This window comes from Mycobacterium sp. 050272 (assembly GCF_039023525.1).
Taxonomy (GTDB): Bacteria; Actinomycetota; Actinomycetes; order Mycobacteriales; family Mycobacteriaceae; genus Mycobacterium.
Genome location: NZ_JBCHKV010000001.1, coordinates 477,887 through 492,671 on the forward strand (window position 1 = coordinate 477,887; position 14,785 = coordinate 492,671).

18 protein-coding genes are annotated in these 14,785 nt (G+C 66.4%); 7 read left to right on the forward strand and 11 right to left on the reverse strand.

The genetic code is table 11. The features are described from left to right. Positions 1-8: 8 nt before the first annotated feature. Positions 9-761 carry an MBL fold metallo-hydrolase gene (locus AAHS21_RS02395; RefSeq protein WP_342926106.1) on the forward strand — a complete coding sequence of 251 codons (753 nt, stop codon included), beginning with the start codon at positions 9-11 and terminating at the stop codon, positions 759-761. Further along, positions 758-1,093, forward strand: a complete 336-nt coding sequence (locus AAHS21_RS02400; RefSeq protein ID WP_342926107.1) for a YnfA family protein — start codon at positions 758-760, stop codon at positions 1,091-1,093. The genes AAHS21_RS02395 and AAHS21_RS02400 overlap by 4 nt, the downstream gene beginning before the upstream one ends. Here the strand turns inward: AAHS21_RS02400 and AAHS21_RS02405 are convergent. Genes AAHS21_RS02405 through AAHS21_RS02430 form a run of 6 tightly spaced genes read right to left on the reverse strand, consistent with a single transcriptional unit; the run spans position 1,068 to position 6,450 of the window. After that, a complete protein-coding gene (locus AAHS21_RS02405; protein ID WP_342926108.1) occupies positions 1,068-2,423 on the reverse strand; it encodes an NtaA/DmoA family FMN-dependent monooxygenase in 1,356 nt (451 codons plus the stop codon). The genes AAHS21_RS02400 and AAHS21_RS02405 overlap by 26 nt on opposite strands. After that, complete coding sequence (locus AAHS21_RS02410) at positions 2,420-3,538, reverse strand: LLM class flavin-dependent oxidoreductase (RefSeq protein WP_342926109.1); 1,119 nt, start codon at positions 3,536-3,538, stop codon at positions 2,420-2,422. Before AAHS21_RS02410 ends, AAHS21_RS02405 begins: the two co-directional genes overlap by 4 nt. Then, entirely contained in the window at positions 3,535-4,632 is a 1,098-nt protein-coding gene (locus AAHS21_RS02415; RefSeq protein WP_342926110.1) for an LLM class flavin-dependent oxidoreductase, read from the reverse strand. The genes AAHS21_RS02410 and AAHS21_RS02415 overlap by 4 nt, the downstream gene beginning before the upstream one ends. Beyond that, the gene (locus AAHS21_RS02420) at positions 4,629-5,114 is read right to left on the reverse strand and encodes a GNAT family N-acetyltransferase (RefSeq protein WP_342926111.1); all 486 of its coding nucleotides are present in this window, start codon (positions 5,112-5,114) and stop codon (positions 4,629-4,631) included. The genes AAHS21_RS02415 and AAHS21_RS02420 overlap by 4 nt, the downstream gene beginning before the upstream one ends. A gap of 20 nt (positions 5,115-5,134) precedes the next feature. Further along, entirely contained in the window at positions 5,135-6,079 is a 945-nt protein-coding gene (locus tag AAHS21_RS02425; RefSeq protein WP_342926112.1) for an SAM-dependent methyltransferase, read from the reverse strand. After that, positions 6,079-6,450, reverse strand: a complete 372-nt coding sequence (locus AAHS21_RS02430) for a DUF3054 domain-containing protein (RefSeq protein WP_342926113.1) — start codon at positions 6,448-6,450, stop codon at positions 6,079-6,081. Before AAHS21_RS02430 ends, AAHS21_RS02425 begins: the two co-directional genes overlap by 1 nt. 67 nt (positions 6,451-6,517) lie before the next feature. Here AAHS21_RS02430 and AAHS21_RS02435 point away from each other — a divergent pair, with 67 nt between their 5' ends. Genes AAHS21_RS02435 through AAHS21_RS02445 form a run of 3 tightly spaced genes read left to right on the forward strand, consistent with a single transcriptional unit; the run spans position 6,518 to position 9,560 of the window. Beyond that, a complete protein-coding gene (locus tag AAHS21_RS02435; RefSeq protein ID WP_342926114.1) occupies positions 6,518-7,702 on the forward strand; it encodes an acyl-CoA dehydrogenase in 1,185 nt (394 codons plus the stop codon). Beyond that, on the forward strand, positions 7,702-8,940 hold the full coding sequence (locus tag AAHS21_RS02440; RefSeq protein WP_342926115.1) for a serine hydrolase domain-containing protein: 1,239 nt from the start codon (positions 7,702-7,704) through the stop codon (positions 8,938-8,940). Before AAHS21_RS02435 ends, AAHS21_RS02440 begins: the two co-directional genes overlap by 1 nt. A gap of 17 nt (positions 8,941-8,957) precedes the next feature. After that, positions 8,958-9,560 (forward strand): hypothetical protein, encoded by a 603-nt coding sequence (locus AAHS21_RS02445; protein WP_342926116.1) that lies wholly within the window; start codon positions 8,958-8,960, stop codon positions 9,558-9,560. 9 nt (positions 9,561-9,569) lie between these two features. On the opposite strand, the gene AAHS21_RS02450 is transcribed toward AAHS21_RS02445, so the two are convergent. From AAHS21_RS02450 to AAHS21_RS02460, 3 genes are all read right to left on the reverse strand, one after another. After that, the gene (locus AAHS21_RS02450) at positions 9,570-9,971 is read right to left on the reverse strand and encodes a DUF4189 domain-containing protein (RefSeq protein WP_342926117.1); all 402 of its coding nucleotides are present in this window, start codon (positions 9,969-9,971) and stop codon (positions 9,570-9,572) included. Positions 9,972-10,039: 68 nt separating this feature from the next. Further along, positions 10,040-10,642, reverse strand: coding sequence for a TetR family transcriptional regulator (locus AAHS21_RS02455; RefSeq protein ID WP_342926118.1), 603 nt, complete (start codon positions 10,640-10,642; stop codon positions 10,040-10,042). 136 nt (positions 10,643-10,778) lie between these two features. Further along, positions 10,779-11,069, reverse strand: a complete 291-nt coding sequence (locus AAHS21_RS02460; protein WP_342926119.1) for a hypothetical protein — start codon at positions 11,067-11,069, stop codon at positions 10,779-10,781. A 193-nt stretch (positions 11,070-11,262) separates the two neighbouring features. Between AAHS21_RS02460 and AAHS21_RS02465 the strand changes: the two genes are divergently transcribed. After that, on the forward strand, positions 11,263-11,655 hold the full coding sequence (locus AAHS21_RS02465) for a hypothetical protein (protein WP_342926120.1): 393 nt from the start codon (positions 11,263-11,265) through the stop codon (positions 11,653-11,655). 135 nt (positions 11,656-11,790) lie between these two features. Further along, entirely contained in the window at positions 11,791-13,164 is a 1,374-nt protein-coding gene (locus AAHS21_RS02470) for an NAD(P)/FAD-dependent oxidoreductase (protein ID WP_342926121.1), read from the forward strand. Here the strand turns inward: AAHS21_RS02470 and AAHS21_RS02475 are convergent. Continuing rightward, positions 13,161-14,378 carry an O-succinylhomoserine sulfhydrylase gene (locus AAHS21_RS02475; RefSeq protein WP_342926122.1) on the reverse strand — a complete coding sequence of 406 codons (1,218 nt, stop codon included), beginning with the start codon at positions 14,376-14,378 and terminating at the stop codon, positions 13,161-13,163. The two genes, AAHS21_RS02470 and AAHS21_RS02475, sit on opposite strands and share 4 nt — an antisense overlap. Further along, complete coding sequence (locus AAHS21_RS02480) at positions 14,375-14,782, reverse strand: rhodanese-like domain-containing protein (protein ID WP_342926123.1); 408 nt, start codon at positions 14,780-14,782, stop codon at positions 14,375-14,377. The genes AAHS21_RS02475 and AAHS21_RS02480 overlap by 4 nt, the downstream gene beginning before the upstream one ends. Positions 14,783-14,785 lie beyond the last annotated feature (3 nt).

Below are 14,785 nucleotides of genomic sequence, written 5' to 3' on the forward strand. Positions count from 1 at the left end.
TGTTGGGCATGGCAGCAGCGCCAACACTTGTTCAAGTCACCGACACCGTGCACCTCGCCCAGGGCGAGGCCGTCAACTGGACGCTGGTCACCGACGACACCGGCGTCATGCTGATCGACGCCGGCTATCCCGGTGACCGGGCAGCCGTGCTGGCCTCGCTGAAAGCGCTCGGCTACGGCGTCGGCGACGTGCGCGCGATCCTGCTGACGCACGCTCACATCGACCATCTGGGCTCGGCGATCTGGTTCGCCGCCGAGCACGGCACTGCGGTCTACTGCCACGCCGACGAAGTCGGCCACGCCAAGCGCGAGTACCTCGAACAGGTCTCGGTGATCGATCTGGCATTGCGCATCTGGCGGCCCCGGTGGGCGGTGTGGACGGCGCACGTGGTGCGCAGCGGCGGCCTGATCCGCGACGGGATTCCGACCACCCAGCCGTTGACGCCCGAAATCGCCGCGGCGCTGCCGGGCCACCCCAGACCCGTTTTCAGCCCCGGCCACACCAACGGCCACTGCTCCTACCTCGTCGACGGTGTGCTGGCCAGCGGCGACGCGCTGATCACCGGGCACCCGCTGATACGGCACGGCGGGCCGCAGCTGCTGCCGGCGATCTTCAGCTACAGCCAGCAGGATTGCATCCGAACGCTTTCGGCGCTGGCGTTATTGGAGACCGAGGTGCTGGTGCCCGGTCACGGCCCGCTGTGGCGCGGCCCGATCCGCGAAGCGACCAATGCGGCGCTGGAAAAAGCCGGCGCGTTGTGACCATCGCCAAGTCGATCGCGTTGTTCGTCCTGGCCGCACTGTTCGAGATCGGCGGCGCCTGGCTGGTGTGGCAGGGAGTGCGCGAACACCGCGGCTGGATATGGGTGGGCTGGGGCGTGATCGCGCTGGGCGGCTACGGCTTTGTCGCCACCATGCAGCCCGACACCCACTTCGGTCGCATCCTGGCCGCGTACGGCGGCATCTTCGTCGCCGGATCGCTGCTGTGGGGCATGGGTTTTGACGGATTCCGCCCCGATCGCTGGGATGTCGCCGGCGCGCTGATCTGCCTGTTGGGCGTGGCCGTCATCATGTATGCGCCGCGAACTCGCTGAGCCCCAAGTGATCTCGCAGCGTCTCGCCGGTGTACTCGCTGCGAAACGCACCGCGTTCCTGCAGTAGCGGCACCACCCGGTCGACGAATTCGTCGAGGCCGTGCGGCGTCAGATGCGGGACGAGGATGAACCCGTCGCAGGCGTCGGCCTGGATGTATCTGTCGATCTCCTCGGCGATCCGGGATGCGGTGCCGACGAATTGTTCCCGGCTGGTGACCGCGATGATCAGCTCACGGATCGACAGCTTCTCGGCCTTAGAGCGTTCGCGCCACCCGCCGGCCACCTTCACCGGGTCGACGTGGCGGACCCTGCCCTGGGTGATGTCGCTGTCGACGACCGGATCGAATTCGGGCAGCGGCCCGTCGGGGTCGAAGTCGGAGAGCTCACGGCCCCATACCTGCTCCAGCATCGCGATTGCCGTAGCGCCGCTGACCTGTTGATAGCGGATGTGGTGCGCCTTGTCCTGCGCCTCGGCGTCGGTGTCGCCGAGAACGAAGGTCGCGGCCGGAAAAACCTTGAGCTGGTTGGGATCTCGACCCGATGCGACGGCCTTGCCCTTGACGTCGGCGTAATAGCGCCGACCGTCCTCCAAGGAGCCGTGCAGGGTGAAGAACGCATCGGCGTACCGGGCACCGAACGCCCGCCCCTCGTCGGAGTCACCGGCCTGCAGCAGGATCGGATGCCCCTGCCTCCCGACCGGCAGGGTGCCGAAGCCCCGGACGTCGAAGTCGGGGCCCCGGTGCTCGACGGCGTGAATCCGGGAAGGGTCAACGTAGGTACCGCTTTCGATATCGGCGAGCACCGCATCGGCTTCCCAGCTGTCCCAGAATCGGCGGGTGACCGTGAGGAACTCCTCGGCCCGCCGGTACCGGTCGGCGTGCTTCAGGAAGCCGCCACGGCGGAAGTTGGCGCCGGTGAAGGCGTCCGACGAGGTCACGATGTTCCAGCCGGCGCGGCCGTCGGACAGGTGGTCGAGGGTAGCGAATTGCCTTGCCACCTCGAATGGTTCGTTGAAGGTGGTGTTGATCGTACCGGTCAGCCCGATCCGGTCGGTGACAGCGGCCAGCGCGGCCAGCACCGCAAAGGTGTCCGGACGCCCAACGACATCAAGGTCGTAGATCCGGCCGCGGTGTTCGCGCAGCCGCAGCCCTTCGGCCAGGAAGAAGAAGTCGAACAGCCCGCGCTCGGCGGTGCGGGCCAGGTGTACGAACGAGTCGAACTCGATCTGGCTGCCCGCGCTGGGATCGGTCCACACCGTGGTGTTGTTGACACCCGGGAAGTGGGCGGCCAGATGAATCGGCTTGCGGTGCTTACCGTTTCTGATGTTCATTGCGTCAGACCCCAGCGTTTGGCGATCAGCTCGTGCGACCGCAACCGATCCTCGAACCGGTGCGTCACCGAGGTGATCACGAGTTCGTCGGCGCCGGTCACCCGCTGCAGTGCCTCGAGCCGCTCGGCCACCTCGTCGGGATCACCGACAAATTGTGTTGCCAATCGATCCTTTACCAGATCGAACTGCTCGTCGGTCAGGGGCGGGCAGCTGCCAGGTTCGGGATAAGGCATGGCACCTATGCCGCTGCGGATCGAGTACACCCAATGGCCGTACCCGGCGGCCAGGTGCCTAGCGGTGTCGGAGTCGTCGGCCACCACGATGTCGGCCGACACCACCACGTAGGGTTCGGCCAACGCCGGCGACGGCACAAACGCGTCGCGGTAAGCCTCGATCGCCTCGAGGGCGGTGGCCGGCGTGATGTGGTAGCTCGCCACGAACGGCAACCCCAGGGCACCGGCCACCCGTGCGCTTTGTCCCCGGGTGCTGCCGAAGACCCACGGCCGCAATCCGCTTCGCTCGCCTGGCACGGCATGCACGTCGAATTTACCGGCGCGGTAGGTGCCTTCGAGCAGGGCGAGAATGTCGTCGACCTGTTCGGCGAAGTCCGGGGATACGGCCTCCGGCTGCTGCAGGATCCCCATCGTGGCCTGCAACTGTTCGAGATCGAGCAGCCCGCGCAGGTCGAAGGGAGTCGGAACGACGACGCCGTCCACCTCGTGCCACATCCGCGGCGGACGGGGTTCCTTCGGCTTCGTGGGCTGCTGATCTTCCCTGCGGCGCTGCCCGGACCGGCCGATACCGAGGTCGATGCGTCCGGGATAGAACGCTTCCAGCATGCCGAAGTTTTCGACCACCGCGACGGCGGTGGTATAGCCCAGTTGCACCGCGGCGGCGCCTACCCGAATCCTGTTGGTAGCAGCCGCGATTTGTCCGATCAACACAGCGGGCGCCGCACTGGCGACACCGACGAAGTGATGTTCGGCCACCCAGTAGCGGCGAAAGCCCCAGTCTTCGGCACGTTGGGCCAGTTCGACGGTGTTGCGCAGCGCCGTCGCCACGTCGCTTCCGGCGCTGATCGGCGAGAGGTCGAGGATGGACAGCGCAACGTTCATTGCCGGACCGCCGCGTATCGGTTGGGCGCGACCGGCAGGCCGAGCCGGGCCCGCAGCGTCTCGCCCTCCTGATAGGCCTCCCGGAAGCGGCCGGCACGCTGCAACAACGGAACTACCTCGTCGACGATCACCGGCAGATCGGCGGCGTTGACGGCGGGTCGCAACCGCGCACCGTCGATGCCGAGGCGCTGCCAATCGAGCAGCAAGTCCACCAAATCCGTTGGGCTGCCGGTGAAGTTGAGCGCATCGGAGCGCGGGTCGCCATCGCCCCCAAAGGACACCACGACGTCGGCATAGACCTTCAGCCGCGCACCGCCGGCAGCGGCCACCTCGTCCAGAATGCCGCGCAGCGAGGCCTCGTCCTTTGGCGTGATGAAAACGAGATCGCCACTGGTAGAGGCGAATTCGTAAACCGGTCGTTGGTGGGCCAGCACCGCCACGACCGGCTGGCCCTGCGGCGGCCGGGGTGTGATCGACGGCCCCTTGACGGAGAAGAACTTCCCGCTGAAGTCGATGTAGTGCAGCTTGTCGATGTCGACGTAGCGGCCGGTCGACACGTCGCGGACGATCGCGTCGTCCTCCCAGCTGTCCCAGAGCCGGCGCACCACCTCGACATAGTCGGCGGCCTCCTCGAACAGGCCCTCCAGCGATCCGTCACGGCGGCCGAACAACGCCGCCTCGTGCGTGGTGGAGCTGACGCGAGGCTGCCAACCGGCCCGGCCGTGCGCGACATAGTCAAGCGTGGCAATGGATTTGGAGATATGGAACGGCTCCGTATGGGTCACCGTCGCCACCGGGATCAGCCCGATGTGCCGGGTCGCGGGTGCGATGCGCGCGGCGACCAGGGCGGCGTCGCCACGGCCGGCCAGCCGTCGCGGGTCGATCCGCTCGCGGCGACCGGGCTGCGGCATCAGGGTGTCGTCGACGGTGAGGAAGTCGAGCAGCCCGCGCTCGGCGGTGGCCGCAAGGCCGGCCCAGTAGCGTCCGCTCAGCTGCGATGGGGTGTTGGGGTTGGCCGCCAAGGTGGCTCGCCACGCCTGCGGGTCCCAGCCGTATCCGTCCAGCGCGACGCCCAGATGCAGTAAGCCGGTCATGTCAGCCACTTTTCGAAAGCGATCGGGAAGACCGGCCCTTCGGACGGCAACGGCTGGTCGAGCCGGATGTATCCGGTGGCCTGATACAGCTGCTCGGCCTCGGGCTGACGGTTGCCGGTCATCAGATAGACCCGCCGGTAGCCGCGTGCGGCGATCGCGGCCTCGAGCTCGGCCAGCAGCGCCATCGCGTAACCGCGGCGACGATGCTCGCTGTCGGTCCAGATTCGCTTGAGCTCGGCCGTCTCGGCGTCGAAGCGGCGAAATCCGCCGCCGGTCACCGGGCGGCCATCCAGCAGGCCCATCAACATGCCCCCGTCCGGTGGCGCGAACTCGTCGGTGGGGTTGTCCTTGAGCCACGCCAACACCGTCGGTGGTGTGCTGTCGTAACGCTGCGCGTACTCGACGGCCAGCTCGGCCAGCAATGGCTGCGCCAACGCGTCGTCCAACGCGGCCGGCACAAACCGAAGCTGGGTCTTGGACATCACCTCACCTCTAACGCCTATCAGTTGGATGCATTCCGGCCGGGTCGAGCCCCGGGCCCGGCCGATCGTGCGGCAGTGAGGTATCGAGGCGTAATCGCGTTGTCAGCGGGGGTGCCGCGCCAGCGGGTGCCCATTCCGATCGCACTGAACAAATCGGCGACATTTCGTTCGGCGGTCTGCCAGCCGTGGTCGGCCAGATACCGCGGGACCGGGCGATATTCGCCGGGGTAGGTCAGTCCGGCAAGGTCGACGTCGAGGCCGAATCGGCGCCAGGTGTTGACGAACGTCTGCGCGGCCTCCAGCTGGAAGGAGGACCAGGTGGGCATGTGATCGCAGGCGAACCGGCTGCCGGGCGCACTGACGGCCGAGACATCGTCAAGCAACCGGCTCTGTCCGTCGGGAGGCAGGAACCCGATCAGCAACGTCTCGGCCACCCACGCCGTGGGTTGGGCGGCATCGAACCCCGACCGGTGCAGCGCCGTCAACCAATCGCGGCGCAGGTCGACGCCGACCGCCCGGCGGTGCGCGGTCAGTTCTGCGTCCAGCCGGCGCAACACGGCGGTCTTGAAGTCGATGACGTCCGGCTGATCGATCTCATACACCGTGGTACCGGCCGGCCACCAGAGCCGATACGGCCGGGTGTCCAGGCCCGAGCCCAGGATCACCACCTGGGCGATGCCCGCCCGTCCGGCCTCGGCGAGGAATTCATCCAGGAATCGGGTGTGCGCCCCGAGCAGGCTGATGAGCCCGGTCATGATCGCATTGTCGCCGCCGTCGTCGACGTACCGCTGGTCGTCGAGCATCCGGGTGAAGTACCCCACCCCCGCGGCGCGCACCAACTGCTCGGCGAACGGGTCGTTGACCAGACCCTTCGTGGTGGCCAGTGCCCGCGCGACCGCGCCGAACGTCGCGGTCAGGCCGACGCCGCCGTCGGGACCCCACGCATCGCCGTCGGTCCGTGCCATCAGATGTCGGAGCGGCGCCGCAACGATAGTCCGACGGCCAGCCGCCAACCGAGTAACAGCAGCGCGGTGACCGTCGCCGCGACCACCACGAAACTCGCGGCCACTCCCGCGGAGGTCGCTTTGCGCAACACCATGCCGATCACCACGGTGCACAACCAGATGATCACCCCGGTAGGTGCAACGGCGGTGGGACGCCGCCACCCCCGGGACACCAGCCACCCGATCAGGGTGCCGGTGAGAAACGGCCAGGCCGTCGTCGCGATGCCGGCGAGGTTGAGCCCCTCCTCGTGACTGCGGCGTCCCACGGCGCAGAACACCAAAACGCCCACCACGTCTGACAACAGGTAGGCCAGCCACCCCAGCCGTTGCATAGAGCGAGACTACCGGGCTGCACCGGAGGCTGTTCTTCGCGTCGGACGCGGTGGCAGGCTGACTGGTATGAGCACACACAAACCTCCCGCGTTCAACCGAGAAGACCCGCTTGGGCTGGACGCGTCGCTGTCCAGCGACGAGATCGCGGTGCGCGACACGGTCCGGAAATTCTGCGCCGAGCATGTCATCCCGTACGTCGCGGAGTGGTTCGAAATCGGTGACCTGCCGGTGCGCCAACTGGGCAAGCAGTTCGGTGAGCTGGGGTTGCTCGGTATGCACTTGGAGGGCTACGGATGCGGTGGGTCCTCGTCGGTGCATTACGGCCTGGCGTGTACCGAGCTGGAGGCCGCCGACTCCGGGGTGCGGTCGATGGTCTCGGTGCAGGGATCACTGGCGATGTTCGCGATCTGGAACTTCGGCTCCGAGGAGCAAAAGCAGCAGTGGCTGCCCGGCATGGCCGCCGGTGAGCTGCTGGGCTGTTTCGGGCTCACCGAACCCGATACCGGATCCGATCCGGCGGCGATGAAAACCCATGCACGACGCGATGGTTCGGACTGGGTGCTCAACGGCCGCAAGATGTGGATCACCAACGGTTCGGTCGCCGACGTTGCGGTGGTGTGGGCTAACACCGACGACGGGATCCGCGGCTTCATCGTCCCGACCCGCACCGCGGGCTTCACCGCCAACACAATTCACCACAAGCTGTCGCTGCGGGCCTCGATCACCAGTGAGCTGGTGCTCGACGACGTGCGACTGCCCGCCGACGCGATGCTGCCCGACGCCAAGGGGCTGCGCGGGCCGCTGTCATGTCTGTCCGAGGCGCGCTACGGCATCATCTGGGGATCGATGGGCGCGGCCCGGTCCGCGTGGCAGGCCGCGCTCGAATACGCCACGCAGCGCACCCAGTTCGGCCGGCCGATCGCCGGATTCCAGTTGACCCAGGCCAAACTCGTCGACATGGCCGTCGAATTGCACAAGGGACAGCTGCTCTCGCTGCACCTGGGCCGCCTCAAGGACAGCGTCGGGCTGCGCCCCGAACAGGTCAGCTTCGGCAAGCTGAACAACACCCGTGAGGCGCTCAAGATCTGCCGGACCGCCCGAACCATCTTGGGCGGCAACGGAATATCGCTGGAGTTTCCGGTGATCCGGCACATGGTCAACCTGGAGTCGGTGCTGACCTACGAAGGCACCCCCGAGATGCACCAGCTGGTGCTCGGCCAGGCATTCACCGGTAGCGACGCCTTCCGCTGATGCGCCTGCGGCAGCTGCGCCCCCTCACCTGGCTGGTGATCGCCTGCCTGGTGGTGGCCGGCTGTGGGCCCAAGTCGGCGTCGACGCCGCCGCACGCGGACTCCGCGGACCAGGCCAAGGCCGATGCCGTGCTGCGGGTGGTCGGAAACTTCATGACGCAGGCGCACCTGAAGGCCGTGATCGTTCGCGTCACGGTGGACGGCAAGGAGGTGCTCACCCGGGCCGTCGGCGATTCGATGACCGGGGTGCCCGCCACCACCGACATGCACTTCCGCAACGGCGCGGTCGCGATCTCCTACGTCTCGACGTTGCTGCTCAAGCTGGTCGACCAGAAGAAGCTGAGCCTTGATGACCGGTTGTCGAAATGGCTGCCCGACTTCCCCAATTCCGGACGAGTCACCCTGGGGCAGCTGGCGCAGATGACGTCGGGCTATCCGGATTACGTCATCGGCAACGAACAATTCGCCAACGAATCATACGCAAATCCGTTCCAGCAGTGGACAACTCAAGACATCTTGGCCCAGATCTCCGGGCGCCCGCTGCTCTACGAGCCGGGAACCAACTGGAATTACGCGCACACCAATTACGTGTTGCTGGGCCTGGCGCTGGAGAAGGCCACCGGCCAAGACATGCCGACGCTGCTGGCCAACGAGGTGCTGGGCCCGCTCGGCCTCAAGCACACCGCCAACGCCGAGACGGCCGAAATCCCGTGGCCCGTCTTGCACACATTCAGCTCCGAACGGCGCCAGGCGCTGAAAATCCCTGCGGGAACACCGTTTTACGAAGAGTCCACCTACTGGAATCCGTCCTGGACGATCACCCATGGCGCCATTGAGACCACCACCATCGACGACATGGAAGCCACCGCCGTTGGGATCGGCTCGGGCAAGCTACTCTCGGGCGAGTCGTACCAGAGGATGGTGTCGACGGCGCTGCGCGGCAAGACCCACGCCCAACCCGGCTGCCCAACCTGCTTCGACCAAAGCGAGGGCTACACCTACGGCCTGGGCATCATCGTCTCCGGCGACTGGTTGATGCAGAACCCGTTGTTCTCCGGCTGCGCGGGTGTCGAGGCCTATCTGCCGGCCCAGAAGATCGCGATCGCCGTGGCGGTCACCTACGCTCCGGAAGCATTCGACGACCAGGGCAACTACAGTAATCAGGCCGACATACTGTTCCGCAAGATCGGCGCGGTGATGGCCCCGAACGCGGCCCCACCGATGCCACCGGGGAGATGAGCGAAGGAGTTTGAGGTATGCGGATTCTCGCTATCGCCGCGGCCACGCTGGCGCTGGGCGCGTTGGCGGTGCCGACCGCCGTCGCCGATCCCACTGGCACGCTGCCGCCCATGACAGCCACCAATGGCGGGCCGATCATCGGTGGCGGGGGCGCCGCGTCGCAGATGTCGCAGCAACTCAAGAGCCTGGGCGATCCGAACGTCCAGGAAGTCGACGGTCCCGACGCGGCGCAATTCATCGCGGCCGCAGCCGGTATCAGTGATCGCGACCTCGCCCTGCCGTTCATGGCGCTGCAGCGCGCGCTGGGGTGCCAGAAGAACAACGCCGGGTTCGGCGCTCGTGGCTATCGCCGCAACGACGGGAAATGGGGAGGCGCGATGCTCGTGATCGCCAAGAGCGCCTACCCCGACGTCGCCGCCATGAAAGCGTGCGAGATGTCCAACTGGCGCCGGCCATCGATGGGCAGCCCCACCCAAATGTGCAACAGCGGATGGGCTTATCCCCCACAGACATTCAACGACAAGGGCGGCGACTTCATCGTGTTGCTGGCCGGCACGAACTCCGACTTCTGCACCGCGCTCAACGGCAACTACAAGAGCTCCGCCTCGCCGTGGCCATGAGCCCGGTACTCACCAGCCGCTGCAGCCGTTGAGGTCGATGATCGAACCCGGTCCCGCGCCGTCGCGCGCCGCGGCATCGGCCGCGTCTTGGGTGAAGGCTTGGCGGCCCGCCAGCGTTTTCCCGTCGGGGCTCTCCGCGATCGACAAACAGCCCAGCCCCGAGATGACCACCTGGCAGTCGTTGGTTTTACCGATCACGTCACACCACATCACCGCGGCGTCCTCGGCCTTTTGCTGAGTCGTGTAGCCGGTGCGGATTGATTCCTCGCCGGTCGACTGCGACGCCGCGATTGCGCCCCAGCATCCCGGCCGGCAATACAGCGAGATGTCAGCCTTCGCCGTCGGCGCGGTCAGCACCGATCCGGTGGCCGCGAGGACGCCGATAATCGCATACGGCGCAACGTGCTTCATGGTCAGACGATGGCAGCCGCAGGTGGGCAGGGCTTAAGAGGTAGCTCTGAGGTCGGTGAGAACGCCGGTTAGCCCGTCAGGTCACCACTGACGTAGTGCTGCAGATTGGGGGCGATCGCCGCGATCGCCTCGCCCTCGGTCATCGAGGCGATCGGCTCGATCCTCCAGACGTAGCGCATCAGCGCGAACCCCATCATCTGTGTCGAGACAAGCCCGCTGCGGATCATCCGGTCGCGTTCGTCGACACCGAGGTTCGATACGCCCATCAGGCTGCCCTCGACGATCCGGCGCAGCTTCTCGTGGGTGGCCGGTTCGTGCGCGGCAGTCTGCAGGATGGCCCGCAAGGTGGGCGCTACTTCGTCGTCGGCCCAGGCGCCCAGCAAAAAGGTGATCAGCGCGACGCCCAGCCGATCGACGGGCGTGGTCCACACTGTAGCGACATTCTCCAGAAACTTTTGCGGCGGGTTCGTCGCCGCGTCCAGCAGGCCTTCCTTGGACCCGAAGTAGTGGTAGACCAGCGCGGGGTCGACGTCGGCCCCCCGCGCGACCGCGCGGATCGTGGTGCCCGCCCAGCCGTGTTGGGCAAACTCGTCGCGGGCGGCCGCCGTGATCCGCGCCGCGAGCACCCCCCGTTCATCTCGGGGCCCCGGTGTCATCGATTTTTTCGGCATAAGAGTTTCATTCTAGCGTGAATTTCCCTATGCGTTGAGACTTTTCGACGTGGCGTGAAATGAGGTTCGACTGCCGGTGAAACACGGGAGACGGCGCCCGCTGCCGGCCGGGACCCGCTACGGCGCGGAGTAGGTCTTAGTCGTCGATGTGCGTCGGTGGGTCATTGAAAGCGAGACCTGCCGGATGTTGGTCGGGACCCAGCGTCTGGCAGTTCGTGTTGGTGACGTAAACCGGCGAGCCGTCACGCCCGCCGGCGGGAGGAAACACGACGCAGCGTTGCCAGGTGCCGTCGGGCTGGACGGGTCCGTCGCACTTGCTGAGCACGACGCCGCCCAACTGGCAGCCGGCGCCGGCCGGGGGCGCCGAGGTAATCAGTGCGCCGACTGACAGCGCGACAACCGCTGCGCCCAAGACAAATTGCTTCATTGATCGCTCCCGAATACGCCGCTGGGACGGACACTACTCGGTTGAGCGGGCCCCGCTCGTCATTGGCGATGACGCGGACATCCCGCGCCGCGCAGGACGCTGATTCTTGGGATCGGTAGTCAATGGGCCCCGGGTGTACTTGCCGCGCGGCCGCCGAACCAGGCGGGATCCGGGCATCCAGGAGGAGTTTGCGTTGTCACTGTTCGGAAAAAGAGACCACCACGCGGTGGACAAGGCCGCACCAGGTGACTTCGAGTCACTGATGGTGCTGTCGCCGGCGGACTTGGCCGCAGAGCTCATGTCGGCGTTCGGCCCGGACGGACCCCGGCACGGCAAGGATGTTCACACGCTGCAGCTTGTCAGCTGGCTCCTGCGCCGGCACCGCGGCGCCAACAAGGTGGCACGGCCGGCGGAGAAGTTATATGCGCTGGTAGGCGAGGCGATGCAGGTGCTGGAGCACGCCGAACTGGTCCGGGAGACACAGCGCGGTGATCGGAGCTCGCATTGGAACGCCACCCGTTCGGGCACCGCAGCCCTGGCCGACGGTGCCGTCACGCAACAGATCAAGGTCCGAACCGGTCTTTAGTGGCGACGCCTCGACGGCGCCGTCACCAGCGCGGTCCCGGCCCACACCCAACGTTCATCCCGCTGAAGTCGTACGGTGGAGATGCGCTGCGGAGACTGTAGGAGCCAGACGGATCACCGGACCTGAAGGAGAATCATGTCGCGCCATCGCGTCGTCGTCATCGGAAGTGGCTTCGGGGGGCTGAATGCGGCCAAGGCGCTCAAGCGCGCCGACGTCGACGTCACCCTGATCTCCAAGACGACCACTCACCTGTTCCAGCCGCTGCTGTATCAGGTGGCCACCGGCATCTTGTCCGAAGGCGAGATCGCGCCCGCGACCCGGTTGATCCTGCAGCGGCAGAAAAACGTGCAGGTGCTGCTGGGCGAGGTCTACGACATCAACCTGACCGCCGGCACCGTGACGTCGAAGCTGATGGGCATGGAGACGGTGACACCGTTTGACAGCCTGATCGTGGCGGCCGGTGCCCAGCAGTCCTACTTCGGCAACGACCAGTTCGCGACATACGCGCCCGGCATGAAGACCATCGACGACGCCCTCGAGCTGCGCGGCCGGATTCTCGGTGCGTTCGAGGCCGCCGAGTTCACCGACGATCCCGTCGAGCGGCAACGCCGCCTGACCTTCGTCGTGGTCGGCGCGGGACCCACCGGTGTCGAAGTAGCGGGCCAGATCAAGGAACTTGCCCACCGCACCCTCAAGCAGGCGTTTCGTACCATCGAGCCCCGCGATTGCCGGGTGATCCTGCTCGACGCCGCGCCCGCGGTCTTGCCGCCGATGGGCGAGAAGCTGGGCCTCAAAGCGCAACAGCGGCTGGAAAAGATGGGGGTCGAAGTCCAGCTGAACGCGATGGTCGATGACGTGGACTACCTGGGCCTCACGATCAAGGAGAAGGACGGCACGAAGCGGCGCATCGAATGCGCGTGCAAGGTGTGGGCCGCGGGCGTGCAGGCCAGCTCGCTGGGCAAGATCCTCGCCGACCAGTCCGACGGCACCGAGGTCGACCGGGCCGGACGGGTGGTCGTCGAACCCGACCTGACCATCAAGGGCCATCCGAACGTCTTCGTGGTCGGGGACCTGATGTCGGTGCCCGACGTGCCCGGCATGGCCCAGGGCGCGATTCAGGGCGCGCATTACGCGGCGACGTTGATCAAGCACATGGTCAAGGGCACCGACGATCCGGCAAACCGCAAGCCCTTCAACTACTTTGACAAGGGCAGCATGGCCACCATCTCGCGATTCAGTGCCGTCGCGCAGGTCGGCAAGCTCGAATTCGGCGGCTTCATCGCCTGGCTGGCCTGGCTGGGGTTGCACCTGCTCTACCTCGTCGGCTTCAAGAACCGGTTCACCACCGTGATCGCCTGGTTCATCACCTTCTTGGGCGACGGGCGCAGCCAGATGGCCATCACCAACCAGATGATGTACGCCCGAGTCGTCACGAACTGGATGGAAGCACAAACGCAAGAAGCGATGACCGAAGCCGAACGCCAGACCGCCGAGCAGCGAGCCGGCTAACTCAGGGCTTGGTCGATGTCGGCGATCAGGTCGTCGGTGTCCTCCAGGCCGACCGAGATGCGGACGACGCCGTCACCAAGACCGATCGCGGCGCGCCCTTCCGGCCCCATCGCCCGATGTGTGGTCGTCGCCGGGTGCGTGACAAGCGATTTGGCGTCACCGAGGTTGTTCGAGATGTCGATCAGCCGCAGCTTGTCCAGCACCTCGAAGGCCCGCTCCTTGGCCCCGCCGGGCGCGTTGAGCTCGAAGGTGAGCACCGTTCCGCCACCGGACATCTGACGCTTGGCCAGGTCGTACTGCGGGTGCGATGTCAGGAACGGGTAGCGCACCCAACTCACCGCCGGATGCTCTTGCAGGAACTCCGCGATCCGCTGCGCCGAGGCATTGCTGTAATTCACCCGAACCGACAGTGTCTCAAGGCCTTTCAGCAGCACCCAGGCGTTGAATGCACTCATAGCCGGGCCGGTGTGCCGCATCAGCTTCTGCACCGGGCCGTCGATGTATTCGCGATCGCCGAGGATGGCACCACCGAGCACTCGGCCCTGGCCGTCGATGTGCTTGGTGCCGGAGTACACCACCACGTCAACCCCGAGCGGAAAGCCTTGCTGCAGAAGCGGAGTGGCAAAGACGTTGTCCAGCACCACTTTTGCACCCGCAGCATGCGCCAGCTCGGTCACCGCGGCGATATCCACCAGCGACTGCATCGGGTTCGACGGCGTCTCGAAGAACACCGCCTGGGTGGGCACCGATAGTGCCTGTTCCCACTGGGCGAGGTCGTCGCCGTCGACGAAGACGGTCTCCACACCCCAGCGCGGCAGGATCTCGTTGCACACCACGAAGCACGATCCGAACAGGCTGCGCGCGGCCACCAATCGATCACCGGCGCCCAGTAGCGCGCCCAGCGAGGTGAATACCGCGGCCATGCCGCTGGCCGTCGCGAACGCCGCCGGCGCGTCCTCGATCAGCCGCAGCCGTTCCTCGAACATCGACACGGTCGGATTGCCGTAGCGCGAATACACAAAGCGGTCCAGCTCGCCGGAGAACGCCTGCTCGGCCGACGCCGCCGACGGGTAGACGTAGCCCGAGGTCAAAAACATCCCCTCGGCGGTCTCGTCGAACTCGGACCGCAACAGCCCCCCGCGCACGCCGATGGTGGCTTGGCCGACGCCGTCGGGCAGTGCCTTCGGAATGCGAACCGACGGAACGTCGGTCATTGCTGCTTCCAGGGCAGTCCGACTGCCCGCCAACCGGTTTCACCCCGATGTCCCTGAGCGTCGAGGTTGCCCTCGAAACCGTCGAGGATGTTGTAGGACGGCTCGATGCCCGCCTCGGTCGCGGTCTCGGCGGCACCGATCGAACGGTTGCCTGAGCGACACAGGAAGACCACCGGTCCCGCCTGCGCGGGAAGCTTGTCCTTAAGTTCGGCCAGGAAGTTGTTGTTGTGCCCGGTCGAGGTGTTCCACTCGATGAAGACCGCATCGCGGCCGAGGCTCGACAAGTCCGGCACCCCGACGAACCGCCACTCGGCATCGGTGCGCACGTCGACCAAGACCGCCTGCGGGTTGTCGCTGAGCAACTTCCATGCCTCAAGCGGCGTGATATCTCCTGCGTAGCTCATTCT